This is a genomic window from Streptomyces sp. NPDC001889 (genome assembly GCF_053594535.1).
In genome coordinates, this window is the sequence record NZ_JBSFER010000006.1 from 182586 (window position 1) to 209226 (window position 26641).

Below are 26641 nucleotides of genomic sequence, written 5' to 3' on the forward strand. Positions count from 1 at the left end.
GACGGTCCGTCCTCCGTGGGGGGGCGGGCCCGCCGCCTGTCGGCGCGCACGCCCCGCGCGGGCGGTTCCCGGGGGGTGGCGCGGCTCCTACCGGCGGTGCGCCGGGGCGTCCGCCGAAGGGTCCGCCGGGGCGTCCTCCTCCGTCGGGGGCCGGCGGAGCAGATACAGCCCGACGCCCAGGGCGAGGAGTGTCACCACGGCCGTGAAGACCAGGCCCGCGCCCCGCAGCCCCAGCGGAATCGTCAGCGCGCCCACCCCGACCACGGGTACCGCGATTCCGGTGTAGGCGACGACGAAGAACGCCGAGATGGTCCCGCCCCGGTGCTCGCGCGGCGCGGCGTCGCCGACCGCCGTCAGACCGGCCCGGAAGGCGAGCCCCTGGCCGAAGCCTCCGGCGAGCGCGCCGGCCAGCAGCAGGGGCAGCGACTCCCCCCACAGGGACGCGCCCACCAGGAGGAGCCCGCCCACCAGGATCAGACACCCGGCGGGCAGCGACCGGCGCACGCCCAGCCGCCCGGTCGCCAGTTGTCCCAGGGTGGAGGCGAGAAACGCGGAGAAGGCCACGGCCCCGGACAGGGCGAGATCGTCGATCCCCAGCGTCTCGGCGACAAAGCTCGGGGCGACGGCGGTGAAGAGCCCGAGCAGCGAGAAGCCCGCGAAGGCCGCGATCGCCGCCGAGGGGAACACGGCACGCGCCCGCGGTGCCACGGCCATCCCCTGGGGCCGTCCGCGGGGCAGCCGGCGGGTGGGGGAAACGGTCTCGGGCAGCAGCCGGGCCGGGACCAGGGCGAGGGCCACCAGCGCCAGATGGACCGCGAAGGGCAGCCGCAGGGGTGCCGGGGCGTACTCCGCGAGGACTCCGGCCAGCAGCGTGCCACAGCCCAGACCGCCCATGTTGGCGGCGGTGGCGGCGAACCCGGCGCGTGCCGCGCGGCCCGGCGGGGCGAGTTCCAGGACGGCGGCGGTCGCCGCGCCGGTGAGGAGTCCGGCCGAGAACCCCGAGAGCAGCCGGCCCGCGAAGAGCGGCGGCAGCCCGGCCTCGAACAGGAAGCACAGATCGGCGGCGGCGGCGAACCCGAGGGCGCAGAGGATGACGGGGCGCCGGCCCACCTGGTCGGAGTAGTCGCCCGCCAGCAGGAGGGAGGTGATGACACCCACCGCGTACACGGCGAACACCACCGTCACCATCAGTTCGGAGAACCCGATCTGGGCGCGGTACATCCCGTACAGCGGTGTCGGCAGGGTGGTACCGGCCATGCCCACGGCGAACACCGCCGCCGCGACGAGGTACCCGGGGCGCCGGCTCCCGCGGTGAGGTGCGGCCATGCGGGCACCGTACGGCCCGCCGTGCGGAATCCGCCGCACCGGACGGCCGTCCCCGGCGGCGACCAGCCATCCGGCCCCACCGGGCGGGCCCCGGCGGATACCGGCAGCGGGGGTTTCCGGCCAGGGGGCGACGGCGGGGCGGGGTTCAGAGGCGCCCTCGGGCGTTGAGCCGGGCGGCGCGGCGCGTCAGATGGTCGCGCTCGGCGAGGCTGGGGGCCCGGCGGGCCGCCTCGGCGTAGAGCCGGGCCGCCGTCGCGAGGTCGCCGTCGCGCTCGTGGAGGTACGCCGCCACCGCGGTGTGACGGGGCACGGGCTCCCCCCGGCCCGCCGGGCCCGGGGAGGATTCCTCCAGCGCCGCGAGCGCCGCCAGGCCGGCGCGCGGTCCCTCCGCCTCGCCGACGGCGACCGCGCGGTTGAGCCGGACGACCGGGCTGTCGGTGAGGCGCACCAGTTCGTCGTACCACTCGACGATCTGCGCCCAGTCGGTCTCCTCGACGGTGGGCGCGTCGGCGTGGAGTGCCGCGATGGCGGCCTGGGCCTGGAACTCCCCCAGCCGGTCGCGGGCGAGTGCCGCCCGCAGGATGCCGATGCCCTCGGCGATCGCCCGGGTGTCCCACCGGCCCCGGTCCTGCTCGGCGAGCGGCACCAGAGCGCCGTCGGGCGTGGTCCGCGCGGCGCGCCGGGCGTGGTGGAGCAGCATGAGGGCCAGCAGTCCGGCCGGCTCGGGGTGGTCGATCGCCGCGGCGAGCTGCCGGGTGAGCCGGATGGCCTCGGCGGCGAGGTCGATGTCGCCGGAGTGGCCCTCGTTGAAGACCAGGTAGAGGACGCGCAGCACGGTGGCGACATCGCCGGGCCGGTCGAACCGCACGCCGGAGACGGTGCGCTTGGCGCGGCTGATGCGCTGGGCCATCGTCGCCTCGGGCACCAGGTAGGCCCGGGCGATCTGGCGGGTGGTCAGCCCGCCGACGGCGCGCAGGGTGAGCGCGGCGGCGGAGGACGGTGTCAGCGACGGGTGGGCGCAGAGGAAGTAGAGCCGGAGCGTGTCGTCCACCGAGGGCGCGGGCCCGGGCTCCGGCTGCTCGTCGACGAGCTCCTCGCGTCTGCGGCGCGCGGTGTCCGCGCGGGCCGCGTCGAGGAACTTGCGCCAGGCGACGGTGACCAGCCAGCCCTTCGGGTCCCGGGGCCGGCCGTCCGGCCAGACGCGGACCGCCTCGACCAGCGCGTCCTGTACGGCGTCCTCGGCCGCCGCGAAGTCGGCTCCGCGGCGGACGAGGATGCCGAGCACGCTCGGTGTGAGGCTTCTGAGCAGGGCCTCGTCCCCTTCGGTGGTCACTCGGTGACGGTGGGCGGCTCGGTGAGGAACGGACGCAGTTCGAGCCACTCGTGGATCGGCCTCCCGCCCGCCCCGGGGGCCGCCGACAGCTCTCCGGCCAGTGCGACGGCGCGCTCGTAGCTGTCGACATCGATCACCATCCAGCCGGCGATCAGATCCTTGGTCTCGGCGAACGGGCCATCGGTGACGGGCGGGCGGCCCTCGCCGTCGTACCGGACGAAGGTGCCCTCGGGGGCGAGCGCCTGGCCGTCGACGAACTCGCCGGTGCCTTCGAGCCGGGCGGCGAAGTCGTTCATGTACCGCACATGGTCGGTGATCTCCTCGGGTGTCCACTGGTCCATGGGCACGTCATTGACCGCGGCCGGGGCGCCCCGGTAGTGCTTGAGCAGCAGGTACTTGGCCATGGTGTCTCTCTCCTCGGTGCTGGTGCGACCCATCCTGGCCGCCTTCACCCCGGGGACGGAGCCGGACACGGGTTCTCGACATCGCGGACAGGGAAATTCTCCGGTTCTCGGTCGCGGAGGCGGGGCGGGCGCTGCCCCGGGGGCTCGGGACCCCCGGTCCGGGCCCGGCGGGCCCTGAGGGTGCGGGTCCTCCGGGTCTCCAGGTCCTCCGGGTCCGGGTCCTCCGGGTCCTCCGGGTCCGGGTCCTCCGGGTCCTCCGGGTCCGGGTCCTCCGGATCGCGGGTCCGGGTCCTCCGGATCGCGGGCCCGGGGCCTCCGGATCGCGGGCCCGGGGCCTCCGGATCGCGGGCCCGGGGCCTCCGGATCGCGGGCCCGGGGCCTCCGGTCCCGTCAGCGGGCTCCCTTGACACTCACGATTCAGGAGTTCTACGTTCCTGGGCACGTGAGAGCGCTTTCCCCCGCTCCTCACCCCCAGGACTCCGAGGTGCTGCCCATGCGAACCTCTCTCCCCGGACCCGCCCCGGCCATCGCCCTGGCCGTCGCCCTGACCCTCGCGGGTCCGGCTCCCGTCGCCTCCCCGGCCGCCGCCGGCACCGTCCCCGCCGGTTCCGGCAGCTACACCGACACCCGCCCGGCCGGAACCTCCGGGCCGGCCACCGACACCGGCACACCGGTGACCCCCAAGCTGACCGCCGCCGCCCGGAACAAACCGGTCCCGACCAACGACTGGTGGTCCTCCCTCGCCTACCAGCGCTACGGCGACAACCCGTACTCCACCCCGATGTACGGCCACCCCCTCACCTACCAGGCGAAAGCCTCCGGCCTCGAAGTCGGCTACCCGACCGCGCCCGCGATCGTCGGCGACGGCCGGCAGTACGAGTACCCCCACCGGGCCGACCTCACCATCGGCCTCAGCGGCCTCAACTCCCCCGACACCAGGGCCGACGCCTGGTCCGACTGGACGGTCACCCCCTACTGGGCGGACGGCACCCGCACCTTCCGGGCCACCATCGGCCACGGTCTGCCCTTCGTGTACGCCAGGGGCTCCGGCGGCGACGCCCGTGTCACCACCGCCTCCGCGCCCACCGTCTTCGCGGACAGCGGCAATGTCCTCGGCATCACCGTCGCCGGGCACCACTACGCCCTCTTCGCCCCGACCGGCGGCGACTGGAACGTCTCCGGCTCCACGATCACGGCCCCGCTCGGCTCCAGGGAGTACTTCTCGCTCGCGGTCCTGCCCTCCACCGACGCGCTCGCGGTCTACCGGAAGTACGCCTTCAGCTTCGTCACCGGCTCCCGGGTGGACTGGCAGTCCACCGGCGGCACGGTCAGGGCCACGTACACCCTGACCACGGAGGCCAGGGAGGGCACCGAGCGCGGCACCCTCCAGGCCCTCTACCGCCATCAGTGGCTGCACACCACCGACCCGCTCACGCCGTACACCTATGTCTCGCCGCGCGGCACGATGAAGGTGCGGGAGTCCGCGTCCTTCACCACCAGCCAGCGGGGCAGCGGTGTGCTGCCCGCCCTGCCCGCGTCCAGCCGGGTCGACCGGGCACGGCTGACCGGCTACCTCCACGAGGTGGCGAACGCCTCCGACCCGTTCTCCGGGGCGACGGACACCTACTGGACCGGAAAGGCGCTCGGCCGGCTCGCCCAGCTGGTGCCCATCGCCGACCAGATCGGCCTGCCCGCCGTGCGCGACAAGCTCATCGGACTGATGAAGGGCCGGCTCCAGGAGTGGTTCACGGCGGGCGGCTCCGGCCAGTTCGGCTACGACGGCGAGTGGAAGACCCTCACCGGCTACCCGGCCTCGTACGGCAGCGACACCGAACTCAACGACCACCACTTCCACTACGGCTACTACCTCTACGCGGCGGCGGTCATCGCCCAGTACGACCAGGCCTGGGCGGCGGAATCGGCCTGGGGCGCCATGGTCGGGCACCTGGTGCGCGACACCGCCAACCCCAGCCGCACCGACTCCGCCTACCCCTTCCTGCGCGGCTTCGACGTCTACGCGGGCCACAGCTGGGCCTCCGGTCACCAGGGCTTCGCGGCGGGCAACAACCAGGAGGCCTCGTCGGAGTCGGTCAACCTCAGCGCCGCACTGGTGCTGTGGGGCTCGGCCACCGGCGACACCGCGCTGCGCGATCTCGGCAGCTATCTGCTGACCACCGAGTCCGAGGCGATCACCCAGTACTGGTTCGACGCGAGCCGGCAGGTCTTCCCCGACTCCTTCCGCCATGACACGGTCGGGATGGTCTGGGGCAGCGGCGGCGCGTACGCCACCTGGTGGACCGCGAACCCGGAGGAGATCCACGGCATCAATGTGCTCCCGGTCACCGGCGGTTCGCTCCATCTGGCCCGGGAGAAGGCGGCCATCACGCGCAATATCGCGGAGATGGAACGCGAGAACGGCGGTCCGGCCCAGGAGTGGCGCGATCTGCTGTGGGAGTTCGAGTCACTGGCCGATCCGGCACGGGCGAAGTCCCGGTGGGACGCGGGCCACGCCGGTTACACCCCGGAGCAGGGCGAGTCCAGGGCGCACACCTACCACTGGATCGCCACGCTGGACGCGCTCGGCGCGCCGGACATGACGGTGAGCGGCTCCATCCCGACCTCCGCCGTCCTCGCCGGGAACGGCGTCCGCACCTATGTCGCCCACAACCACGGCCCGGCCGCCCGCACGGTCACCTTCTCGGACGGCGCGTCCCTGTCCGTGCCCGCCCGCTCGACCGCGACCGGCACCGGCGGCGGCGGAAACCCGGACCCCGGGGACCCCGGTCCGTCCACCGGCAACACCTTCCGGCTCAGGACCGGCGGCATCCTCACCACCGCCACCGACGACCAGCCGGGCGCCGACACCCTGGCGTCGGCGGACGGCGTCAACCGGGACGGCACTCCGTACCGCCCGGCGGTCTACGAGATCAGGGGTGTCGACGGGAGGCTGGTACCGGGCGCCGCGACCGCCTTCCGCCTGCGGGTGGACGCGGGCACGGCCGTCGGGCTCGCGCCCCAGGTGCGGGTGGGTTACGACCTGACCGGCGATGGCACCTTCGACCGGACGGAGACCTACCGCTACTTCGCGACCGACCCGGTCACCGGCTGGGAGGAGTACACCCAGGCGGTGGGCGTCAAGGCGGCCACCGGCGGCCTCGGTGACCTGGTGGGCGGCACCGTCCGGCTGGAGATCTGGAACGCGCTCGGCGACAGCGGTTCCCGGGTGCAGACCGGCACCGAGGGGGCGGTGCTCAGAATCCCGTACGAGTAGGTCACTCCGCTCCCTCCGGCGCGCCCGTGCCCCCGGGCCTGAGCGGCCGGGGGCACGGGCGGGCGGAACCGGGAAGCCCGATCCGGACGGAGACCGGGAGGCGGGATCAGAAGATGCCCGTGTACCCCTTCCAGCCGCCGGCGATCCTCGTGCGGGGGCCGAACGATCCCCTGCCGTCGCCGCTGTTGCGGTAGAGGTCGCCCGCCGAGTCCCGGGAGACCAGGTCGGGGCGGCCGTCCCCGGTGATGTCACCGGCGCCGACGATGGTGTTGTACGCGTTGCCCCAGCCGGTGAAGAGCTTCACCCGGTTCTTCAGCGTGCCCTTGCCGGTGCCGTCGAAGCGGTACAGCACCCCGTCCCGGGCGCGGGCCACGACATCGCCGGCCCCGTCGCCGTTGAGGTCGCCGGCGCCGGTGATGTGGGTGTACGTCCAGCCGGAGCCGATCTTCCTGCCCGCCGCCAGGGTGCCGTCGCTCTTCGCCGCGAAGAGGTGGAGCGTGCTGTCGGACGCCTTGCGCGCCAGCAGGTCGGGCCGCCGGTCGCCGGTAAGGTCGCCCGGCGAGGTGAGGACGTTGTACGCGGACCAGCCCTGGCCCAGCGAGGTCGACGGGGAGGCCGGGGTGAGCGCCTTGCCGCAGCCGGGGCGGTGGGCGCGCAGTTCGCCGTCGGGCCGCCGCACCAGCACGTCGTTGCAGCCGTCGCCGTTCACATCGCCGAAGGGCACGGCCACCGTCCTCGCCTTCCAGCCGCCGCCCGAGACCTTCCCGGCGTAACCGCCGGCCCCCGTGCCCTGCTGGAAGGTGAACGCGCCCGAGGAGTTCAGCGTCAGCAGGTCGGCGACGCCGTCCCCGCCCGCGTGGTCCCGGAAGGCCGGGGCGGCGGCGGGAGCCGCTTCCACCAGATGGATGGCTTCCCCCGGCCCCACGTGGGCGACCCGGTTGGTGTGCGGGTCCAGGGTCCAGCGGAGCTGCCTGCGGTCGCCGATGGAGCCGCCCTCGTCGGGGGCGACCTGCGCCAGCCGGCCGGTGACCGCCTTGCCGGAGGTCAGCGCCGTGCGCCAGAGCGCGGCGCTGCCGTGGCCCTGGTGGACGAGTACGCCGTCGCCCAGCAGCGCCGGGCTGTCGCTCACCGGGACGGAGCCGCCGCGGGCCCGGTCGAGGACACCCGCCTTGTTCTCGGCGTCGCAGTGCCAGTACACCCAGCGGCCCACGGCCTGGAGCTCATCGGGGACGCAGGCGGTGCCGGTGTTGACGGTGACCGCCGGGTCGGCGGAGCCCAGCCGGGTCAGGGAGAGCTTGCCCGGCTTCTCCGCGGTCCACAGCCGGCCCTCCCAGAGCGCCGCGGCCCTGGCCCGGTACTCCCTGGCGGTGGTGGGCTCGCGCCAGTCCAGGAGGAAGTGGCGTCCGTCGCCGCGGGAGGTGAGCGTATGGCTGCCGCTGACGCTCCGCACCGTGCTCCAGGCGAGTCCGGAGGCGGTCGCCTCGGTGACCCGGCCCTGGGCGTCCTGCCGGAAGAGCCGCTCGCGCTGCTGGTGGACCACGGACCCGTCACCGGCGCCGTACAGCTCCTCGCAGGCGATGCCGGCGGCGCACGACGGCTGGTGGAGCGCGCCCTGGCGTACCGGCCCGGCCTGCGGGTTCTTCCCGGCGGGGACGGTACGGGAGTGAAACCGGACCTGTCCGGCGGACGGCGCCGTGCGGTCGGTCCAGCTGAGCGTGGAACGGGAGAACGCGAGGCCGGTGACCGCGGCTTCGATCGGCGGCAGGCCGGCCAGCCGGGTGACGGCGAGGGTGCCGTCCGCTTCCTGGGTGACCCGGTGCACGGCCCAGTCGTCGGCGCCGGTACCACCGGCGTGGACACCCGATCCGTCCGCGGCGCCGCCGGGGCCGCCGCCCAGCGTGGAGCCGTGCGACTTCTCGAGCAGCTGCCGCCGCGGTCCGCCGTCGAGCGGGAGGGCCACGAGCGCGCCCAGCTCGCCCGCCTCCCGCGCCACCACATGGTCGCCGACGAGGATGTGGCCGGAGGTCCCCGCCAGGGAGTCGGCGGTGAGGGCGATCTCCGGAGCGTTCGGGTCGTCCCGGCGCTGGAGCCGGATCTCACCGCTCTCCGCGCGCCATCCGATGTACTGGTCGGAGAGCAGATACCGGCGTGAGTCGCGTCCCTGGACGGGCTCAAGGAACGGGGTCATCCGGCCGGACTCCAGATCGACCAGAGTCGCCTGGTGGGCGCCGGGTCCCGTCTCCCCGTCGAGCACCCGGTGGGTGATCAGCGCGGTGCGGGCGTCCCGCACGGCTACGGTGACCGGCGACGGGCTGCCCGGGAAGCCGCTGATCTGCCGCTGGAGGGTGGAGCCGCCCGGTCCGGGCTTCAGCAGATGAAGCGACCCGGTCCGGGTGCCGTCCATCCCCGCGGCGATGACGGTGGTGCCGGCGACCTTGAGGGTGCGCAGCTCGCGGGGGACGGTGACCGAGCCCCGGCCCCCTCCGTCGGGGCCGCTGAAGTGGTAGGTGCCCAAGCGGTACTCGTGGAAGGTGTCGGACGCGCCGGGCCGGGGCTGATGGTTCCTCAGCCAGGACAGATCCCAGCTCCTGCCCGTCGCGTACTCGGTCCAGCGGTAGTGCGCGGAGCCCTCGGGCTTCGAGGCGAAGCCGGTCTGGCCGAGTCCGCTGACCCTCAGCTCACGCGGCGTGGTCCGCGTCGCGGCGGGCAGCACCGTCTCGCCCGCGGCCCTGGCCTGCGGCTGCGGCTGCGCCGGGAGCTGGGCCCGGGCCTGCGGGGCGGTGGTCAGCAGCCCCGCTCCGACCGACAGCGCCACCGCCGCGGCGGCTCCCCGGCGTACCCCCTTCGGGCCGTCCGCACGTCGGGTCGCACGTCCGGTCGCCGACGCACGCGGGCGCGGCTGAGTCGATCCGGTCAACAGGGTCCTCCCCAGAACCTGACTGCCCGAAGGCAGAAGAAGAAAGAAGGGCATCGTGGGATGCCGCCGGTGCAGTCCACCCCGGTCTCCCCTGACCGATGGTGTCACCATGTAACGAGGCACGGATGCTAACAGGCAGGTCAACGGCGCTGTGGGCGCGGGTGGGCGGCACCGGCGCCCGCTGGCCGGACGGTTGGGCGGTCAAGGGCTCCTCCGGGTCCGGGGAGGTCGGCGGGGGTGCGTCCCGAGCCGGGGTGCCGAGGGGCGTGAAGGGATCGGCGAGCGCCGCTCCGTACCGGCGTGCACGGCACACGGCACGCACCGCGGAGATCTCTCTTCGGGCGCCGAGCGCCCTACCGAGGGCCCCGGGCCGCGGTGATGATGAAGCGGACCGCATGTGATCCAGGCGACTCCGCATCTCTGCCGCGCGGCCGGGTGGACACGCGGAGGAAGGAATCCACCGTGCTGCTTCTCATCTCCCCGGACGGTGTCGAGGAGGCCCTCGACTGCGCGAAGGCGGCGGAGCATCTCGACATCGTCGATGTCAAGAAGCCCGACGAGGGCTCGCTCGGCGCGAACTTCCCGTGGGTGATCAGGGAGATCCGCGAAGCGGTCCCGGCGGACAAACCGGTCTCCGCCACCGTGGGAGACGTGCCGTACAAGCCCGGCACGGTGGCCCAGGCGGCGCTCGGCGCCGCCGTCTCCGGAGCCGCGTACATCAAGGTCGGTCTCTATGGATGCACGACCCCGGAGCAGGCGGTCGAGGTGATGCGCGGGGTCGTCCGGGCGGTCAAGGAGTACCGGCCGGACGCGTTCGTCGTCGCATCGGGCTATGCCGACGCCCACCGGATCGGCTGTGTCAATCCGCTCGCCCTGCCCGATATCGCGCTGCGCTCCGGCTCCGACGCGGCGATGCTCGACACCGCGGTCAAGGACGGGACCCGGCTCTTCGACCACGTTCCGCCGGACGCGTGCGCGGAGTTCGTCCGGCGGGCCCACGACGCCGGTCTGCTCGCCGCTCTCGCGGGCAGTGTGCGGGTGGGCGATCTCGGGGTGCTGACCCGTGTGGGCGCGGACATCGTGGGGGTGCGCGGGGCGGTCTGCGAGGGGGGCGACCGCACCACCGGGAGGATTCAGCCCCGGCTGGTGGCCGCCTTCCGGGCGGAGATGGACCGGCGGGCCCGGGAGCACGCGGCCGCCGTCACCACCGCGGGCTGACCGCCGGTATGGCGACCCCCCGGCCCCGTCGTGTGCCCGGGAGCGGCGGCGAGCGCTTCGCCGTCCTCGACCCGGCGACCGGCGAGGCTTTCGACGAGGCCCCGGATCTGCGGCCGGACGCCCTGGACGCCGTCGTCGGCCGGGCCCACGAGGCCTGGCGCGGCTGGCGGGCCGACCCCGCCGCCCGCTCCCGCGCGCTGCTCGCGGCGGCCGCCGCCGTGGAGGCGGCCGGGGCCGACCTCGCTCCCCTGCTCACCCGGGAACAGGGCAAGCCCCTGGCCGAGTCGTACGCGGAGATCGCCCGCACGGCGGCCCGGCTGCGGTACTTCGCCGGGCTCGCCCCCGAGTGCCGGCCGATCGCGGACGGCCGGCCGGTGCGCGGCGAGATCCGCTGGCGGCCGCTCGGGCCCGTCGCCGCGATCGTCCCGTGGAACTTTCCCCTCCAGCTCGCGTCGGCGAAGTTCGCGCCCGCGCTCGCGGCCGGCAACACGGTGGTGCTCAAGCCCTCCCCCCACACCCCTCTCGCCACCCGCCGGCTGGTGTCCGTCGTCTCCGCGGCGCTCCCCGAGGACGTGCTGACCGTCGTCACCGGCCACGAACCCCTCGGCGCCCGGCTCGCCTCCCATCCGGGCATCCGCCATGTCACCTTCACCGGTTCGGCTCCCACCGGCAGGGCCGTGGCGCGCGGAGCCGCGGCCTCGCTCGCCCGGGTCACCCTGGAGCTGGGGGGAAATGACGCCGCTGTCCTGCTGGAGGACGTGGATGTGGAGGGGATCGCGGACCGGCTCTTCTGGGCCGCGTTCCGCAACTGCGGACAGGTCTGCATGGCGGTCAAACGCGTCTACGCCCCGGCCCGGCTCCACTCCGCCGTCGTCGAGGCGCTCGCGCACCGGGCGAGGAGCACGGTCGTCGGCGCCGGCCTCGATCCGGACACCCGGATGGGCCCGGTCAACAACGCCCCCCAGCTGGCCCGGGTCGAGCGCCGCACGGCGCGGGCCCTGGCCGCCGGCGCCCGGGCCGCGGCCGGCGGCGGGCGGCTGGACCGGCCGGGCTGGTTCCACGCCCCGACGATCCTGACCGATGTGCCGCCCGACAGCGCGGTGGTGACGCGGGAGCAGTTCGGCCCGGTCCTGCCGGTGCTGCCGTACGGGAGTCTCGACGAGGCCGTGGCCGCCGCCAACGGCACCGGCTTCGGGCTGGGCGGCTCCGTGTGGGGGACGGATCTCGACCGGGCCGAGTCGGTGGCCGAGCGGCTGGAGTGCGGGACGGCGTGGATCAACCACCACGCCGAACTCTCCCTCGCGCAGCCCTTCGCGGGCGTCAAGGAGAGCGGCGTGGGCGTCGCGGGCGGGCCCTGGGGGCTGTACGGGAATCTCCGGCCGTTCGTTCTGCACCGTCCCGAGGAGGCGTGAGAGGCGTGAGAGGCATGAGGAGGCGTGGGAGGCATGGGGATGCGGTTCGACGCGGCGGTGCTGCGCTCGCCCGATGGCCGGTTCGCGGTGGAGGAGGTGCTGCTGCACGAGGGTCCGGCCGAGGGCGAGATCCTCGTCAGGATCGCCGGCTGCGGGATGTGCCGGACCGATCTCGGGGTCCGGCGTCCGGCGGGCCGCTCACCGCTGCCGGCGGTCCTCGGCCACGAGGGGGCCGGGGTCGTGGTGGAGACGGGCGGCCCGGGCACCGGTCTGCGTACCGGCGACCATGTCGTGCTGAGTTTCGACTCCTGCGGGCGCTGCCGGAGCTGCCTGGGCGCCGCCCCGGCCCACTGCGAGTCCTTCGCCCCGCTCAACCTCTTCGGGGGGCGCGCGGAGAGCGCCGCGCGGTTCACCGACGCGGCCGGGGGCCGGCTGGCCCCGCGGTGGTTCGGCCAGTCCTCGTTCGCCGAGTACGCGATCGTCGCGGCCCGCAACGCCGTGCGGGTCGACCCCTCGCTCCCGATCGAACTGCTGGGGCCGCTCGGCTGCGGCTTCCTCACCGGCGCCGGGGCGGTTCTCCACTCCTTCGGGGCGGGGCCCGGCGACACCGTCGCGGTTCTCGGCGCGGGCGCGGTGGGCCTGGCCGCGGTGATGGCGTGCGCCGCCTCGGGAGCGACGGTCGTCGCCGTCGACCGCCACCCCGAACGGCTGGCACTCGCCGAGCGGTTCGGCGCGGTCCCGCTGCACTCCGCCTCGGCCGGCCTGCCCGGCCTGATCGCGCGGCTGACCGACGGCGGCGCACAGTACGCGCTGGACACCACGGCCTCCGCCCCGCTGATCAACGACGCGCTCCGGGCGCTGCGCCCGGCCGGGCACCTCGGCCTGGTGGCCCGGCTCCACACCGCGCTGGCGCTCCAGCCGGGAACGCTGGACCGGGGCCGGAGAATCTCCCACATCTGCGAGGGGGACGCCGTGCCGGGCCTGCTGATCCCGCGGCTCACCGGGCTGTGGCAGGCCGGACGGTTCCCCTTCGACGAGCTGATCCGCACCTACCCGCTGGCCGAGGTGAACGAGGCCGAGCGGGACTGCGACGCGGGCCGTGTGGTCAAGCCCGTGCTGCTGCCGGAGCGGGGGAGCCGGTGAGCGCGGCGTTCCGTGGTCCCCACTCGTCCCAGGAGGACAGATGACCGGCACAGCGCCCCCTCACACCGGTACCGAGGGAGTGGAGGGAGGCATCGGCGTGACCGCTCTGCTGGTCGCCGCGGCACGGGCGATCGAGACCCACCGTCACGACGCCCTGGCACGGGACGTCTACGCGGAGCACTTCGTCCGCGCCGCGCCGGCGTCCGCGGGGTGGCCGGTCCGCCCGGAGCAGGTCGCGGACGGGGAGGCGAACCCGCTGTGGGGGCGCTTCGCGCGCTACTTCGGTCTGCGGACGAGGGTCCTCGACGACTTCCTCCTCCGGTCGGTGCGCTCGGGGGACGCCCGTCAGGTGGTGCTGCTCGGGGCGGGGCTCGACGCACGGGCGTACCGGCTCGACTGGCCTTCCGGCTGTGTGGTCTTCGAGGTGGACCGGGAGGGGGTGCTCGCCTTCAAGCACCGGGTGCTCGACGGGGTCTCGGCCGTGCCGAGGGCGGCGCGCGTGCCGATCCCGGTCGATCTGCGCGCCGACTGGGCCGGGGCGCTCACCGGCGCGGGCTTCGACCCGGCCGCGCCGAGCGTCTGGCTGGCCGAGGGGCTGCTGTTCTATCTGCCTCCCGCCACGGAGTCGTCTCTCATCGGGACGGTGGACCGGCTGAGCACCGAGGGGAGCGCCCTGGCGTTCGAGGTCAAACTGGAGCCGGATCTGCTGGCGTACCGCGACAGTCCGCTCTACACCGCGACGGCGGAGCAGATCGGCATCGATCTGCTGGGTCTGTTCGACAGGGAGCCCCGGCCCGACTCCACCGGTGATCTGGCGGGCCGGGGCTGGTCCACGTCGGTCCTCACCCCCTTCGACTTCACCCGCCGGCTCGGGCGGGGCCCGCTGCCCGAGCCGAACGACGCGCTGGCCGGCAACCGCTGGGTGTTCGCGACCAGGGCCCGGGAGGACCGGGGCCGCCCCGGGCCGGGCGAACCGGTCAGGGATCGTCGCTGATCAGGAACCGCGCGGCGGCCGCCGTGCCGAGCAGTCCGATCCCCGTGACCACGAAGATCCCGCCCGTCCCGATGCTGCCCGTGAACGCGCTGAGCACGGCGGGGATCAGTGACTGGCCGACGCGGTTGCCGCTCAGGCGCAGGGCCAGCCAGGTGGAGACGGTGCCGGGCGGCGCGGCGGCGGTCACGATCGACATGGAGAGCGGCTGGCCGATCCCGAGGGCGAATCCGGCGACGGCGAGCAGGAGCCCCGAGACCACGACCGGCCCGGGAACGGCGAGGGCGCCCACGGCCGCGCCGGCGACGATGGTGGAAACATGGGCGAGCCGGGTCCTGCCCACCCGGTCGGCCAGCCGGGCCAGTCCGAGCCGCGAGGCCATCGTCGCCGCCGCGCGCACCGCCAGCAGCACACCGACGGTCGCCGACGGGATCTCACGCTCCACCCCGAGAGCGGGGAGGTAGACCTGTATCAGGTCGACCGCCGCGAGGACGAGCATGCTGAGCAGCATCGCGCCCGTCATGGTGCGCCGGGTCGTCCGGGGGACACGGAGGGCGGAGCGCAGCGACTGACCGCCGCCGGGTTTCCGGTCGGCGGTCCCCGGCGGGGCCAGAAGTCCGGTCACCGCGAGCAGGGCCACACAGGTGCCCGTGTAGATGGCGAAGAGGAGACCGGTGTCCGGGAGCACCGCGCTCCCCCCGACGACCGACAGCACCAGCGGCGCCGCCGCCTGACCCAGCGAGCCCACGAAGGTGTAGGTGCCGAAGGCGGAGTCGAGCCGCTCGCGCCCGAGCCGGGCGACCAGTGTCTGCTGGCCGACGATCGCGAGGAGGTGCCCGAGGCCGACGACGGCGTTCCAGATCAGCAGGCTCGCCAGATTCTCCGACCAGGTGAGGACCCCCACCCCCGCTCCGGTCATCAGCAGACCGCCGATGACCAGGCTCGGCCCGACATGGCCACTGTCGTTCCAGCGCCCGATCGAGACGGCGACGACGAGCGGCAGGAGAGCGAAGCTCGCGGCGATGAGGCCCACCAGCCGCGGGTCCACCCCCAGCTCGATCGCGCGGTAGGCCGAGGTCGGCCGAACGATGTACGCGGCGAGCTGGAGGAGGAACGCGTGGAACAGGAGGGCCGCGGGGACCCTCGGGGGCCCGGGGAGTCTCAACGGTCCGAGGACTCCCGGAGCTCGGGAACCTCGTCGTCGCGGCCGGCTCCGGCGGGCACGGGGCTGTGGCGCCGCGCCGCCCTGCGGAGCAGGAACCCGCCGAGGAGGACGGCGGCCAGCGTGAGGTACACGGCGATCGTGAACGGCGTCGACACCAGCGTGGTGATGTCACCGCCCGCGATGTCGAGCGCCCGCCGCAGCTGGACCTCCGCGAGCGGCCCGAGGATCGCGCCCACGATCATCGGTGACACGGGGAAGCCGAACCGGCGCATGAGATAGCCGGCGAGACCGAAGAAGAGCAGCACTCCCACATCGAACGGGCTGCCGTTCACGGCGTAGGTGCCGAGCAGCGCGAAGACCATGATCCCGGCGAAGAGATAGGGCTTGGGGATCTTGAGGATCTTCACCCAGAGGCCGATGAGCGGCAGGTTCAGCCCGAGCAGGATGACGTTCGCGATGAGCAGGCTGGCGATGAGCCCCCAGACGAGCGCGCCCTGGGTGTCCAGCAGTTGCGGGCCGGGCTGGATGCCGTACTGCTGGAAGGCGACGAGGATGACGGCCGCCGTGGCGGAGGTGGGGATGCCGAGCGTCAGCAGGGGTACGAGGGTGCCGGCGGCGTTGGCGTTGTTCGCGGCCTCCGGCCCCGCCACCCCCTCGATCGCGCCGTGGCCGAACTCCTCCCGGCGCTTGGACAGCTTCCGTTCCAGGGTGTAGGAGAGGAAGGTCGGTATCTCGGAGCCGCCCGCGGGGATCACCCCGAGCGGGAAGCCGATGGAGGTTCCGCGCAGCCAGGGCCGCCAGGAGCGCCGCCAGTCCTCGCGGCTCATCCAGCGCTTGCCCTTGCGCACGGGCATGATGTCGAAGCGGCTCGACGCCTGGTGGGCCGCCACATAGAGCACCTCGCCCATCGCGAAGAGGGCGACGATGAGGACGACCGTGTCGATGCCGTCGAGCAGGGGCACCTGTCCGAAGGTCAGACGCTGCTGGCCGCTCTGGAAGTCGAGTCCGACGAGGCCGACGGCGAGCCCGAGTGCCATGGAGACGAGGCCGCGGAGGGGTGAGCTGCCGACGAGCGCGCTGACGGTGAGGAAGGCGACCACCATGAGCGCGAAGTAGTCCTGGGCGCCCAGCCGGATCGCGACCTCCACCATCCACGGCGCGAAGAAGGCGAGCAGAAGTGTGGCGATGGTCCCGGCGACGAACGATCCGATGGCGGCGGCGGCCAGGGCGGCGGCACCGCGGCCCCCGCGTGCCATCTTGTTGCCGTCGATCGCGGTGATGACCGAACCGGACTCGCCGGGGGTCTTCAGCAGGATCGCCGTGGTCGATCCGCCGTACATGGCGCCGTAGTAGATGCCGGCGAACATGATGAACGCGCCGGCCGGCTCCAGGCCGTAGGTCATCGGCAGGAGCAGGGCGATGGTCAGCGCGGGGCCGATGCCCGGCAGTACACCGATCAGTGTCCCGACCATGGTGCCGATCAGCGCGAAGAGCAGATTCTCCGGGGTGACGGCGTGCGAGAGCCCGTGGAGGAGTCCTTCCCAGCCCGACATCAGAGCACCCCTTCCAGCACACCGGGGGCGAGCGAGATGCCGAGGGCCCGGGTGAAGACGAGGTACACCACGAGGGAGAGCACGACGGCGATACCCGCCGACCTGAGGTGGCTCCGGGCCCCGACGGCCCAGGCGGTGAGCCAGAACGCGAGCGCGGAGACGATGACATAGCCGAGCGTCTCGACACCGGCGATGAAGATCAGCACGGCTGCCGTGCAGACGGCGAACGGTATCCACTTGGTGGTGCGGACATCGACGTCGCCCTCGGCCGAATCGGCCTCACCGCGCTGTCCCCGGGCCACTTGGACACCGAGGACGGCCGCGAGGACGATGAGCAGAACGCCGACCACCTTCGGCATGAAGCCGGCTCCGACCCCCGACGCGGAGGTGGAGGCCGCCTGCCCGATGCCGTCGAGCAGGATGACCACGCCGATGGCGAGGAGCCCGGCGGTCACGGCCCACTCGCCCAGGGCCGCACCCCGGTGTTCGGGGGCCGGGGCCGGGGGTGGCTCGGGTGGTGTCGGGTGGGTGCTCATGGGAGTGCCTTTCTCACGCCGGTCGGCGGGTGCCCGCACGGAGCGGCGGGCACCCCACCACGGGACTCGGGGGTTACTTCTTGGACAGGCCGAGCTTGTCGAGGACTCCCTTGACCCGGGTGTTCTCCTCCTTCAGCCAGGTGCCGAACTCGTCACCGGCGATGAAGTTGTCGTTCCAGGCGTTCTTGACGACGAGGTCCTTCCAGGCCTGCGAGTCGTGCATCCGCTTCAGGGCCTCGACGTGCTGGGTCCTGGTCGCGGCGTCCATGCCGCCCGGGGCCATCATCGAGCGCCAGTTCTGGAACTCCAGCGACGGGTCGACGTCGGCGGCGGTCTGGGCGAACTCGACGCCCTCCATGGGCTTGAGCGACGAGACGAAGAGACCCTTCATCTTGCCGTCCTTGATCTGGGCGGAGAACTCGCTGAGGCCCGAGACGCCCGCCTGGACCTTGCCGCCGAGGATCGCCGTGGTCGCCTCGCCACCACCGCTGTACGGCACATAGTTGACGTCGGCGGGCTTGACGCCGTAGTGCTCGGCGAGCAGGCCGATGAAGATGTGGTCGGCGCTGCCGGCCGAGCCGCCCGCTATGGAGACCGACTTGGGGTCCTTCTTGATCGCCGCGAAGAGGTCCTCGACCGAGTCGTAGGGCGAGTCCTCGGGCGTGACGATGACCTCGTACTCGCCCATGAGCCGGGCGAGCGGGGTGAGGTCGTCCAGCGTGACATCGGTGCCGTTGCTGATGACACCGCTCATCATGGCGAGGCCCGAGGCGATCCAGAGGTCCTTCTTGCCCTTCTGGGGCGCGACCTGTGCGAGGGCCACGGTGCCCGAGGCCCCCGGGACGTTCTTCACCTCCGGTGCCTTCGCGAGGTCGGTGGATCTCAGCGCGTCCTGGACGGCGCGGGCGGCCTGGTCCCAGCCGCTGCCCGGCGCCGCGGGCGCGATGATCTCAAGCCGGTCGAGCGCCTGGAACTGCCCGCCGCCCCGGGGCTTGTCGCCCGACGAGGTGTCGCTGCCGCTGCCGCATGCGCTGAGGGCAAGGACAGCGACCGCTGCTGCGGCGGCGGTACGGGTGAACTTCATGGAGACGTCCTTGTCTCTCGGACGGAGTGTCGTGGGAGACGGAATGTATACAGACAGCGGGGTGCCCACAAGAGTCTGTGCAGATATAGCGGTCTATCGTGACCGAGGGACCAACTCGTGTATACACTCCGCCCATGTCGACCACTTCCCCCACCGCCGCGGAACGTGCCTACGCACACCTGCGGTCGGAGATACTCGACGGTGTCCTGCCCCCCGGTGCTCCCCTCTTAGAAGTGGAGCAGTCCGAGCGGCTGGGAGTCTCCCGCACCCCCGTGCGCGAGGCCCTGCGCCGCCTGTCCGCGGAGGGCCTCGTCGAGCCGTCGGGCAAGCGGGGCCTCGTCGTCACCCAGGTCCACGACCGCGATGTGCGGAGCCTCTTCGAACTGCGCGCCTGTCTGGAGGCCCAGGCCGCGCAGCTCGCCGCGGTCCGTGGCGAGCCCGTCGTCTTCGCCGCCTTCGGGGACCAGTTCACCCGGTGGCACACCCTCTTCCGCGGCCCGGCCGTCTCGGACGCCCAGGTGAGCGAGTACTTCGCGCTCATCCGGCGGTTCGACACCGCCATCGGCGAGGCGGCGGACAACTCCTTCCTCGCCGACGCGATGGAGAATCTGCGGACCCATGTCGCCCGGGTGCGCCGCATGGCCGGCCACTCCCAGGGCCGGCTGGAGGCCTCCGCTTCGGAACACTCGCTCATCGCCCGGGCCATCTCCCGGCGCGACGCGGCGCTCGCCCTGCACGCCACCCAGGTTCATCTGCACAACAGCGTCGAGCACTTCCGCCAGTCCTGGCGTCCCGCCGAGCGGGACGCGTCCGAGGGCCCCGGCCCCACCACAGCAACGGAGACGCCCCGATGAGAAACCACCCCCTCCGATCCCACCGCAGCGAGGAGAACCTCCCACGCGAGGAGCAACTGGCCTGGAAGATGGCGCAGGTGGCCACGGACCCGGTCGAGGTCGGCGACTCCGTCACCGAGATGATCATCAACCGCTTCATCGACAACGCGGCCGTCGCGGCGGCCTCCGTCGGCCGCTCGGCGCCGTCGTCGGCGCGCGAGCAGGCCCTGTCGCACGCGCCGAGCCGCGGGGGCGCGGGGGCGACGCTCTTCGCGCTGGGGCCGGATGTGCGCACCAGTCCCGAATGGGCGGCGTACGCCAACGGGGTCGCGGTCCGCGAACTCGACTACCACGACACCTTCCTGGCCGCGGACTACTCGCACCCCGGTGACAACATCCCGCCGGTCCTCGCCGTGGCACAGCACGCCGGCAGGGACGGGCGGGCGCTCGTCCGTGGCATCGCGACCGGCTACGAGCTCCAGATCGACCTCGTGCGCGCCATCAGCCTGCACAAGCACAAGATCGACCACATCGCGCACCTCGGCCCGTCGGCCGCGGCGGGCATCGGAACGCTGCTCGGCCTGGACCCCGAGGTGATCCACCAGGCCATCGGCCAGGCGCTGCACACCACGACCACGACCCGCCAGTCCCGCAAGGGCGAGATCTCCTCGTGGAAGGCGTACGCGCCCGGGTTCGCCGGGAAGCTCGCCGTGGAGGCGGTGGACCGGGCGATGCGCGGGGAGACGAGCCCGGCCCCGATCTACGAGGGCGAGGACGGGGTCATCGCCTGGCTGCTCGACGGCCCGGACGGACGGTACGAGGTGCCGCTCCCGGGTCCGGGAGAGCCCAAGGAGGCGATTCTGCTCAGCTACACCAAGGAGCACTCGGCGGAGTACCAGGCCCAGGCCTGGATCGACCTGGCGCGGAGGCTGCTGCGCGAACACCCCGAGGCGGCGGACCCCGCCGGGGTCGAGAGCATAGTGGTCCACACCTCGCACCACACCCACTACGTCATCGGCTCGGGCGCGAACGACCCGCAGAAGTACGACCCGCGCGCCTCGCGGGAGACACTCGACCACTCGCTGCCCTACATCCTCGCCGTCGCGCTCCAGGACGGGCGCTGGCACCATGTCGACTCGTACGCCACCGAGCGGGCCACACGCCCCGACACCGTCGCGCTCTGGCAGAAGATCACCACGGTCGAGGACCCGGTGTGGACGGAGCGGTACCACGCGGCCGGCGACAGCCAGTCGTACGGCGGCCGGGTCGTGGTGACGTTCCTGGACGGCCGGACCGTCGAGGACGAGATCGCCGTCGCGGACGCGCACCCCGCCGGGGCCCGCCCCTTCGCCCGGGAGGAGTACGTCGAGAAGTTCCGCACCCTCGCGACACCCGTGCTGGGCGACGACGAGGTGAAGCGGTTCCTCGGTCTGGCGCTGCGGCTCCCGGAGCTGACGGCGGACGAGGTCCGGGACCTGACCTTCGTCGTCCGGGCGGGCCAGCTGCCGCCCGCCGGGCGACCCGGAATTCTCTGAGGAGCGGGCGATGCTCTACACGACGCGAACCCCCACCGAGAAGCGCCAGTCCTTCCGCCGGCGGCTGGCCTCCGGTGAACTGCTGCGGCTGCCCGGCGCCTTCAACCCGCTCTCGGCGCGGCTCATCGAGCGCCGGGGCTTCGACGGTGTCTATGTGTCGGGGGCGGTGCTGAGCGCCGATCTGGGACTCCCGGACATCGGGCTGACGACCCTCACCGAGGTCGCGGCCCGCACCCGGCAGATCACCCGGGTCACCGACCTGCCCACCCTCGCCGACGCCGATACGGGATTCGGCGAGCCGATGAACATCGCGCGCACCGTCCAGGAACTGGAGGACGCCGGTCTCGCGGGTCTGCACATCGAGGACCAGGTGAACCCCAAGCGCTGCGGCCACCTCGACGGGAAGCAGGTGGTCGGCGCCGGGACCGCGGTACGGCGGATCAGGGCGGCCGTGGACGCCCGGCGCGATCCCGACTTCCTGCTGGTGGCCCGCACCGACGTGCGCGCCGCCGAGGGCGTCGAGGCGACGATCGAGCGGGCCCGCCGGCTGGTGGACGCCGGCGCGGACGCGGTCTTCCCGGAGGCGCTGCGGACCCTGGAGGAGTTCGCCCGCGTCCGCGCGGCGATCGATGTGCCGCTCCTCGCCAATATGACCGAGTTCGGCAAGAGCGAGCTGTTCACCGCCGACCAGCTGAGGGACGTCGGCGTCAACATCGTGATCTGGCCGGTCTCGCTGCTGCGGATGGCGATGGGGGCCGCGGACCGCGGTCTGAGCACCCTGCTGGACGAGGGCTCGCTCACCAACCGGCTCGACGAGATGCAGCACCGGCGTGATCTGTACGACCTCGTGGACTACGAGGGCTACAGCCGCTTCGACTCCTCCGTCTTCGACTTCCGCCTGGAGACGGAGTGAGCGGCGAGCGATGACGGGGCCGGCCCGGCCGCCGCGCGCCTCGCGGCGTCGGCGGTCAGGGCCGGCGGTGCACCGATACGGCGTACCCGCCACCGGTCCAGGGGTCGCGGGACCAGGTCGCGTACCGCGCTTCGAGGGCGAGTCCCGCCGCTCGGCAGTGTGTGTCGTAGTCGTCCAGGGTGTAGCCGCGGTCCAGGGAGAACCCCGCGACGAGACGGCCGCCCGGCCGCAGGTGGGCCGCAACCGAGGCGACCAGGGCGGGCTCGGTCCCGGGCGGGGTGAAGAGCGGGACGTTGCCCGCCATCACCACGGCGTCGAACGACCGCCCCAGGTCGAGGCCGACCAGGTCGCGCCGGTGCCAGGGGAGGTCCGGCGCGAGGCGCCGGGCGGTGGTGAGCATCGAGTCGTCGATGTCCACCCCCGTGACGTCGATCCCGTGCCGGGCCAGCTCGATGGCGACCCGGCCGGTGCCGCAGCCGGCGTCGAGCACTGTCCCCGGGGTGGGGGTGAGGGAGCGCACGAGCGCGGCCTCACCGTGGACATCGCCGCCGCCGGCGGCGATCCGCTCGAACCGGGCCTGGTAGTCGTCACCGTTCCACGTCATCCTCCCACCCTGGCACACCCGCCTCTCCCTGCCGGAGGGGAGATGGAGAAGCGGGGGTTCGGGGGCCGGCCCCCGACTGTGGCCCGCACCGTGCGGGGTCCCGCGGCGCAGGGTCCGTCCTCAAACGCCGGACGGGCTGAAATCGCCCGGGTCACCCGTAGCCCGGGGGCGGGGGTCAGGCCGCGTGTCCGTGCAGCAGCACCGGCAGCGTCTCGTAATCGTTCCCGATGAAAGACCTCTGAGGCTCCAGCCTCTCCCTCCCCACCGCGAGATCCATATCGGGAAACCGCTCGAACAACCGCGGCAGCGCCACCCCCGCCTCCAGCTTCGCCAGGGGCGCGCCGATGCAGTAGTGGACACCGAAGCCGAAGGCGAGATGCGCCTTGTCGGCGCGGTCCAGCCGGAAGGCCCCGGGGTCCCCGTGAGCCTCGGGGTCGCGCCCGTGCGCGCCGAAGTGGATGACGATGGTGTCCCCCGTGCGGAGCACCACCCCCTCGCCGAGATCGATGTCGGCGGTGGCGTACCGCAGCGGCAGATGCATGATCGGCGCGTGCAGCCGCAGGGTCTCCTGCGCCACGTCGTCCCAGCGGCCGGGCTCGCCGAGAGCGAGTTCGAGCTGGTCGCGGTGGGTGAGGAGTTCGCAGACGGCGTGGTTGATGAGCGAGGTCGTCGTCTCGGTCCCGGCCGCGATCATATTGAAGAGGGTGGAGACCATCTCGTGGTCGGTGAGCCGTTCGCCGTCCTCCGTCTGCGCGGCGATCAGCGCACTGGTCATGTCGTCACCGGGTTCGCGGCGCTTGGTCTCCACCAGGTGCCGCATGGCGTTCATCATGGTGTCGCGGGTGGCGGCGGCCTCCTCCTCGGTGGCCTCGGTGTCGAGGGACGCCGAGATGGCGTGCAGCATCGCCGGCCGGTCCTCCTCCGGCATGCCGAAGAGGTCGCAGATGACCCGGTTGGGGAGCTGGTGGGAGAAGGCGGCGCGCAGATCGACGGGCCGGCCGGGGTCGCCGGCCGCCATCGTCTCCAGCAGATCGGCGGTGATCTTCTCGATGGCGGGGCGCAGCTCCTGGACGCTCCGGGGGGTGAACGCCTTGCCGACCAGGGCGCGCAGCCGTTCGTGGTCGGCTCCGTCGGTGGTGAACATGGAGGCGACGTCCACCCAGGGGTTGAGCCAGGGTATGGCCCCGGGCTCGTAGCCGGGCCAGGACTTGCGGGCGTCCTTGGAGACGTCCGGGGAGGAGAGGAGCCGCTTGGCGATGTCCCCGCGCGTCACGGACCAGGCGGTGAGACCCTCGGGCAGTTCGATCCGGACGGCGGGTCCGGCGGCCCGGAGTTCATCGGTCTGGAGCTGGAGCTGTTCCCCTCCACGGCTGGTGAGTTCCACGGCACTGCTGGTGGGTGTCACGCTGTTTCTCCTGTTCGCTGACGGTGGCGGCGGGTGGTGGTGCCCGCCGTGCCCGCGCCGCCACGGCCGCGGGCCGGGGGTGCCGGAAGCAGTCGGCGGCCGGTGGGGCCGCGGCTCCGGCGCGTTCGCGTCGTACGGGTGGCAACGGTCCCGGGCCGGTGCGGGTCAGGCCCGGGTGGCGGCTCTGAGGTGCTCGCCGGTGAGGGAGCCCTCGGCGGTGAGCAGCTCGGCCGGGGTGCCCTGGAAGACGACGCGCCCTCCGTGGTGTCCGGCGCCCGGGCCGAGGTCGATGACCCAGTCGGCCGATCTGACGACATCCAGGTCGTGTTCCACGACGACGACGGTGTTGCCGCCGTCCACCAGCCGGCCGAGCAGATCGAGCAGACCCGCCACATCGGCCATGTGCAGTCCGGTGGTCGGTTCGTCGAAGAGGTAGAGGTCGCCCTCCTCGTGGAGGCGGCCCGCGAGCTTCAGCCGCTGCCGCTCCCCGCCGGAGAGGGTGGACAGGGGCTGCCCGAGGGTGAGATAGCCGAGGCCCACGTCCTGGAGGGCGCGCAGCCGGCGCTCCACGGTGCTCTCCGTGAAGAAGTCCAGGGCGTCGTCGGTGGTGAGGCCGAGGACGTCCACGATGGTGTGGCCGTCCAGCCGGTGGGCGAGGGCCTCGGGGCGGTAGCGCAGCCCCTCGCAGGCCTCGCAGGTGACGGTGACGGGGTCGAGGAAGGCCAGGTCGGTCTGGATGACGCCGCGGCCCTTGCACTCGGGGCAGCCGCCGTCGGAGTTGAAGCTGAACAGTCCCGGCCCGACGCCGCCCGCCCGGGCGAACAGCCGTCGCACGGTGTCCATGACGCCGGTGTGGGTGGCGGGGGTGGCACGGGGCGAGATGCCGGTGGACGACTGGTCGACGCTGATGGCCTCGGGGTACTGGGCGGCGAGCGCGCCCGACACCAGGCTGCTCTTGCCGGAGCCGGCGACGCCGGTGACGGCGGTGAGCACTCCGGTGGGCACCTCCACGGTGATGTTCCGCAGATTGTGCAGATCCGCGTCGCGCACCGTGAGGGTGGGCCCGGCGGTGCGGAAGGTCTTCTTCACCCGGGGGCGGCGGCGCAGTTGGCGCCCGGTGACGGTGTCGGCTCTCCGCAGGCCGCCGGGGGTGCCCTGGTAGACGACGGAGCCGCCGTGCGCGCCCGCGCCGGGTCCCAGCTCCACGACATGGTCGGCGGCGGCGATGACGGAGCGGTCGTGCTCGACCACGAGGACGGTGTTGCCCTTGTCGCGCAGGGCGCGCAGCAGTCCGGTGAGCCGGTCGACATCGCGGGGGTGCAGGCCGACGCTGGGCTCGTCGAAGATGTAGATGACGTCGGTGAGGCCGCTGCCGAGGTGGCGGATGGTCTTCAGCCGCTGGCCCTCGCCGCCGGAGACGGTGGAGGACGCCCGGTCGAGGCTGAGGTAGCCGAGTCCGATGTCCTCGATCCGGCGCAGGGTGGCGAGCGCGGCGGAGAGGACCGCCCCCGGCGCGGGGTCGTCGATGGCGTCGAGGACGCGGATGAGTTCGCTGACCTCCATCGCGCAGAGGCCGGCGATGGTGTGGCGGCCGACGCGGGTGCGGAGAGCGGCCTGGTTGAGCCGGGCGCCGCCGCACCGGGAGCAGACCTCCTCGCGCACCACGCCGGCGACGGCCCGGCGGTCGCGGTCGCTGAGCGAGTCGGCGTCCCGCTTGAGGTAGCGGCGGTTGAAGCGGGTGAGGACACCCTCGTACTCATTGCGGAAGACACTGTGCCGGGTGCGGCGCTTGACGGAGAAACCGCTGCCGTGCAGGAGGAGTTCGCGTTCCCTGGCGGTGAAGTCGGCGATGGGTTTGTCGGGGTCGAAGAGTCCGGACTCGGCGTAGAGCTGCCACTGCGCGCTGCCGATGGCGAACGAGGGGAAGGTGAGGGCGCCCTCGTTGAGGGTGCGGCTCTCGTCGATGAGCCGGCCGGGCTCGACGCCGATGGTCCGGCCGAGGCCCTCGCAGTCGGGGCACATGCCGCGCGGATCGTTGAAGGAGTAGGCGCTGGACGGGCCGGCGCTCGGCCGTCCGTACCGGGAGAAGAGCACCCGCAGGACGGGGTGGACATCGGTGAGGGTGCCGACCGTGGAGCGCGAGCTGCCGCCGAGGGGTTTCTGGTCGACGACGATCGCCGTGGAGAGATTCTCGATGGCCTCGGCACGGGGCCGTTCGCGGCGGGTGAGCCGGTTGCGGACAAAGGCGGGAAAGGTCTCGTTGAGCTGCCGCTGTGATTCGACCGCGATCGTGTCGAAGACCAGCGAGGACTTCCCCGATCCGGAGAGTCCGGCGAAGACGGTGAGTTTCCCTTTGGGGATGGTCAGGGAGATGTCCTTGAGATTGTTCTCCCGGCCACCTCGTACCACGATGTCGTTGCTGACGGGGCTCATGGCGTGTTCTCCACCTCCGTTTCCCCCGACCCCACCCTATCGCATATGGTTTCTCGACGGCAATCATCCGCACCGGGGTGGCGGCCTTCTCCAGCATCGCGAGGGATTCCATGTGGACGTATGAGCACACCATCACCACCAGTGCCACGCCGGAGGCGGTCTGGGCCTGTTACGAGGACCCGGCGCGCTGGCCCGAATGGGACCGGGAGGTCAGGGAACTGATTCTGGACCGGCCCTTCGCCGCCGGCGCCGGCGGCACGCTGCATCTGCACGAACTGCCTCCGATTCCGATCAGGGTGACCGAGGCGGAGAGGCTCTCCGGATTCCGCACCGAGACCCGTATGGCGGACGGGACCGTCATCCGCTTCGCGCACCGGCTGGCCGGCGAGGCCGGCGGAGCCACCCGGATCACGCACGGGGTGGAGATCGAGGGCCCGTCGGCCGGTGACGCCTTCGGGACCACGGTGGCGGCGCCGGTTCCGGGGACCATGCGGAAACTGGCGGACGTCGCCCGCGCCGGCGACCGGTAACCCTCGGGTACCCGGTCCCCGGCGCGGAACACCGC

At 73.1% G+C, this 26641-nt stretch carries 20 protein-coding genes; 9 read left to right on the forward strand and 11 right to left on the reverse strand.

Annotated elements, in window-relative coordinates; genetic code table 11:
• Nucleotides 1–87 precede the first annotated feature (87 nt).
• The 3 genes from ACWCRA_RS08615 to ACWCRA_RS08625 form a co-directional block, all read right to left on the reverse strand.
• Entirely contained in the window at nt 88–1326 is a 1239-nt protein-coding gene (locus ACWCRA_RS08615; RefSeq protein ID WP_451067101.1) for an MFS transporter, read from the reverse strand.
• Nucleotides 1327–1471: 145 nt separating this feature from the next.
• Nucleotides 1472–2659 (reverse strand): RNA polymerase sigma factor, encoded by a 1188-nt coding sequence (locus ACWCRA_RS08620; protein ID WP_451067102.1) that lies wholly within the window; start codon nt 2657–2659, stop codon nt 1472–1474.
• Entirely contained in the window at nt 2656–3063 is a 408-nt protein-coding gene (locus tag ACWCRA_RS08625; RefSeq protein ID WP_351543204.1) for a YciI family protein, read from the reverse strand. Before ACWCRA_RS08625 ends, ACWCRA_RS08620 begins: the two co-directional genes overlap by 4 nt.
• Nucleotides 3064–3556: 493 nt before the next feature.
• Between ACWCRA_RS08625 and ACWCRA_RS08630 the strand changes: the two genes are divergently transcribed.
• Nucleotides 3557–6334: a glycosyl hydrolase gene (locus ACWCRA_RS08630; protein ID WP_451067103.1), complete on the forward strand. Its 2778-nt coding sequence runs from the start codon at nt 3557–3559 to the stop codon at nt 6332–6334.
• A 106-nt stretch (nt 6335–6440) separates the two neighbouring features.
• On the opposite strand, the gene ACWCRA_RS08635 is transcribed toward ACWCRA_RS08630, so the two are convergent.
• A complete protein-coding gene (locus ACWCRA_RS08635) occupies nt 6441–9149 on the reverse strand; it encodes an FG-GAP repeat domain-containing protein (protein WP_451067104.1) in 2709 nt (902 codons plus the stop codon).
• A 564-nt stretch (nt 9150–9713) separates the two neighbouring features.
• Here ACWCRA_RS08635 and ACWCRA_RS08640 point away from each other — a divergent pair.
• Genes ACWCRA_RS08640 through ACWCRA_RS08655 form a run of 4 tightly spaced genes read left to right on the forward strand, consistent with a single transcriptional unit; the run spans nt 9714 to nt 14018 of the window.
• Nucleotides 9714–10469: a (5-formylfuran-3-yl)methyl phosphate synthase gene (locus ACWCRA_RS08640; protein WP_351542826.1), complete on the forward strand. Its 756-nt coding sequence runs from the start codon at nt 9714–9716 to the stop codon at nt 10467–10469.
• An 8-nt stretch (nt 10470–10477) separates the two neighbouring features.
• Entirely contained in the window at nt 10478–11881 is a 1404-nt protein-coding gene (locus tag ACWCRA_RS08645; RefSeq protein WP_351542829.1) for an aldehyde dehydrogenase family protein, read from the forward strand.
• Between the two features lie 39 nt (nt 11882–11920).
• Nucleotides 11921–13024, forward strand: a complete 1104-nt coding sequence (locus ACWCRA_RS08650) for an NAD(P)-dependent alcohol dehydrogenase (protein WP_451067149.1) — start codon at nt 11921–11923, stop codon at nt 13022–13024.
• Between the two features lie 40 nt (nt 13025–13064).
• The gene (locus tag ACWCRA_RS08655; RefSeq protein WP_451067105.1) at nt 13065–14018 is read left to right on the forward strand and encodes a class I SAM-dependent methyltransferase; all 954 of its coding nucleotides are present in this window, start codon (nt 13065–13067) and stop codon (nt 14016–14018) included.
• On the opposite strand, the gene ACWCRA_RS08660 is transcribed toward ACWCRA_RS08655, so the two are convergent.
• The 4 genes from ACWCRA_RS08660 to ACWCRA_RS08675 all read right to left on the reverse strand — a co-directional run bounded on the left by ACWCRA_RS08660 (nt 14002) and on the right by ACWCRA_RS08675 (nt 18353).
• A complete protein-coding gene (locus ACWCRA_RS08660; protein ID WP_351542835.1) occupies nt 14002–15180 on the reverse strand; it encodes an MFS transporter in 1179 nt (392 codons plus the stop codon). The two genes, ACWCRA_RS08655 and ACWCRA_RS08660, sit on opposite strands and share 17 nt — an antisense overlap.
• Nucleotides 15177–16733 (reverse strand): tripartite tricarboxylate transporter permease, encoded by a 1557-nt coding sequence (locus tag ACWCRA_RS08665; protein ID WP_351542838.1) that lies wholly within the window; start codon nt 16731–16733, stop codon nt 15177–15179. Before ACWCRA_RS08665 ends, ACWCRA_RS08660 begins: the two co-directional genes overlap by 4 nt.
• Nucleotides 16733–17269, reverse strand: coding sequence for a tripartite tricarboxylate transporter TctB family protein (locus ACWCRA_RS08670; protein ID WP_351542841.1), 537 nt, complete (start codon nt 17267–17269; stop codon nt 16733–16735). Before ACWCRA_RS08670 ends, ACWCRA_RS08665 begins: the two co-directional genes overlap by 1 nt.
• 73 nt (nt 17270–17342) lie before the next feature.
• Nucleotides 17343–18353 carry a Bug family tripartite tricarboxylate transporter substrate binding protein gene (locus ACWCRA_RS08675; protein ID WP_351542844.1) on the reverse strand — a complete coding sequence of 337 codons (1011 nt, stop codon included), beginning with the start codon at nt 18351–18353 and terminating at the stop codon, nt 17343–17345.
• Between the two features lie 134 nt (nt 18354–18487).
• Between ACWCRA_RS08675 and ACWCRA_RS08680 the strand changes: the two genes are divergently transcribed.
• Genes ACWCRA_RS08680 through prpB form a run of 3 tightly spaced genes read left to right on the forward strand, consistent with a single transcriptional unit; the run spans nt 18488 to nt 21634 of the window.
• The gene (locus tag ACWCRA_RS08680) at nt 18488–19207 is read left to right on the forward strand and encodes a GntR family transcriptional regulator (RefSeq protein ID WP_351542847.1); all 720 of its coding nucleotides are present in this window, start codon (nt 18488–18490) and stop codon (nt 19205–19207) included.
• Entirely contained in the window at nt 19204–20721 is a 1518-nt protein-coding gene (locus tag ACWCRA_RS08685) for an MmgE/PrpD family protein (protein ID WP_451067106.1), read from the forward strand. Before ACWCRA_RS08680 ends, ACWCRA_RS08685 begins: the two co-directional genes overlap by 4 nt.
• Nucleotides 20722–20731: 10 nt before the next feature.
• Nucleotides 20732–21634 carry a methylisocitrate lyase gene (gene prpB / locus ACWCRA_RS08690; RefSeq protein ID WP_351542853.1) on the forward strand — a complete coding sequence of 301 codons (903 nt, stop codon included), beginning with the start codon at nt 20732–20734 and terminating at the stop codon, nt 21632–21634.
• A 55-nt stretch (nt 21635–21689) separates the two neighbouring features.
• Here the strand turns inward: prpB and ACWCRA_RS08695 are convergent, their stop codons facing one another.
• The 3 genes from ACWCRA_RS08695 to ACWCRA_RS08705 all read right to left on the reverse strand — a co-directional run bounded on the left by ACWCRA_RS08695 (nt 21690) and on the right by ACWCRA_RS08705 (nt 26076).
• Nucleotides 21690–22238: a class I SAM-dependent methyltransferase gene (locus ACWCRA_RS08695; RefSeq protein WP_351542856.1), complete on the reverse strand. Its 549-nt coding sequence runs from the start codon at nt 22236–22238 to the stop codon at nt 21690–21692.
• Between the two features lie 175 nt (nt 22239–22413).
• Nucleotides 22414–23643: a cytochrome P450 family protein gene (locus tag ACWCRA_RS08700; protein WP_351542858.1), complete on the reverse strand. Its 1230-nt coding sequence runs from the start codon at nt 23641–23643 to the stop codon at nt 22414–22416.
• A gap of 165 nt (nt 23644–23808) precedes the next feature.
• Nucleotides 23809–26076 (reverse strand): excinuclease ABC subunit UvrA, encoded by a 2268-nt coding sequence (locus ACWCRA_RS08705; protein WP_351542861.1) that lies wholly within the window; start codon nt 26074–26076, stop codon nt 23809–23811.
• Nucleotides 26077–26186: 110 nt separating this feature from the next.
• On the opposite strand from ACWCRA_RS08705, the gene ACWCRA_RS08710 reads away from it, so the two are divergent.
• The gene (locus tag ACWCRA_RS08710; RefSeq protein WP_351542863.1) at nt 26187–26606 is read left to right on the forward strand and encodes an SRPBCC family protein; all 420 of its coding nucleotides are present in this window, start codon (nt 26187–26189) and stop codon (nt 26604–26606) included.
• Nucleotides 26607–26641: the final 35 nt, after the last annotated feature.

What these genes read in the sequence shown, in the direction of transcription:
- ACWCRA_RS08615 (WP_451067101.1), bottom strand. Translation starts at nt 1,326, where the DNA reads ATGGCCGCACCTCACCGCGGGAGCCGGCGCCCCGGGTACCTCGTCGCG.
- ACWCRA_RS08625 (WP_351543204.1), bottom strand. Translation starts at nt 3,063, where the DNA reads ATGGCCAAGTACCTGCTGCTCAAGCACTACCGGGGCGCCCCGGCCGCG.
- ACWCRA_RS08630 (WP_451067103.1), top strand. Translation starts at nt 3,557, where the DNA reads ATGCGAACCTCTCTCCCCGGACCCGCCCCGGCCATCGCCCTGGCCGTC.
- ACWCRA_RS08645 (WP_351542829.1), top strand. Translation starts at nt 10,478, where the DNA reads ATGGCGACCCCCCGGCCCCGTCGTGTGCCCGGGAGCGGCGGCGAGCGC.
- ACWCRA_RS08650 (WP_451067149.1), top strand. Translation starts at nt 11,921, where the DNA reads ATGCGGTTCGACGCGGCGGTGCTGCGCTCGCCCGATGGCCGGTTCGCG.
- ACWCRA_RS08655 (WP_451067105.1), top strand. Translation starts at nt 13,065, where the DNA reads ATGACCGGCACAGCGCCCCCTCACACCGGTACCGAGGGAGTGGAGGGA.
- ACWCRA_RS08665 (WP_351542838.1), bottom strand. Translation starts at nt 16,733, where the DNA reads ATGTCGGGCTGGGAAGGACTCCTCCACGGGCTCTCGCACGCCGTCACC.
- ACWCRA_RS08670 (WP_351542841.1), bottom strand. Translation starts at nt 17,269, where the DNA reads ATGAGCACCCACCCGACACCACCCGAGCCACCCCCGGCCCCGGCCCCC.
- ACWCRA_RS08675 (WP_351542844.1), bottom strand. Translation starts at nt 18,353, where the DNA reads ATGAAGTTCACCCGTACCGCCGCCGCAGCAGCGGTCGCTGTCCTTGCC.
- ACWCRA_RS08680 (WP_351542847.1), top strand. Translation starts at nt 18,488, where the DNA reads ATGTCGACCACTTCCCCCACCGCCGCGGAACGTGCCTACGCACACCTG.
- ACWCRA_RS08685 (WP_451067106.1), top strand. Translation starts at nt 19,204, where the DNA reads ATGAGAAACCACCCCCTCCGATCCCACCGCAGCGAGGAGAACCTCCCA.
- prpB (WP_351542853.1), top strand. Translation starts at nt 20,732, where the DNA reads ATGCTCTACACGACGCGAACCCCCACCGAGAAGCGCCAGTCCTTCCGC.
- ACWCRA_RS08695 (WP_351542856.1), bottom strand. Translation starts at nt 22,238, where the DNA reads ATGACGTGGAACGGTGACGACTACCAGGCCCGGTTCGAGCGGATCGCC.
- ACWCRA_RS08705 (WP_351542861.1), bottom strand. Translation starts at nt 26,076, where the DNA reads ATGAGCCCCGTCAGCAACGACATCGTGGTACGAGGTGGCCGGGAGAAC.
- ACWCRA_RS08710 (WP_351542863.1), top strand. Translation starts at nt 26,187, where the DNA reads ATGTGGACGTATGAGCACACCATCACCACCAGTGCCACGCCGGAGGCG.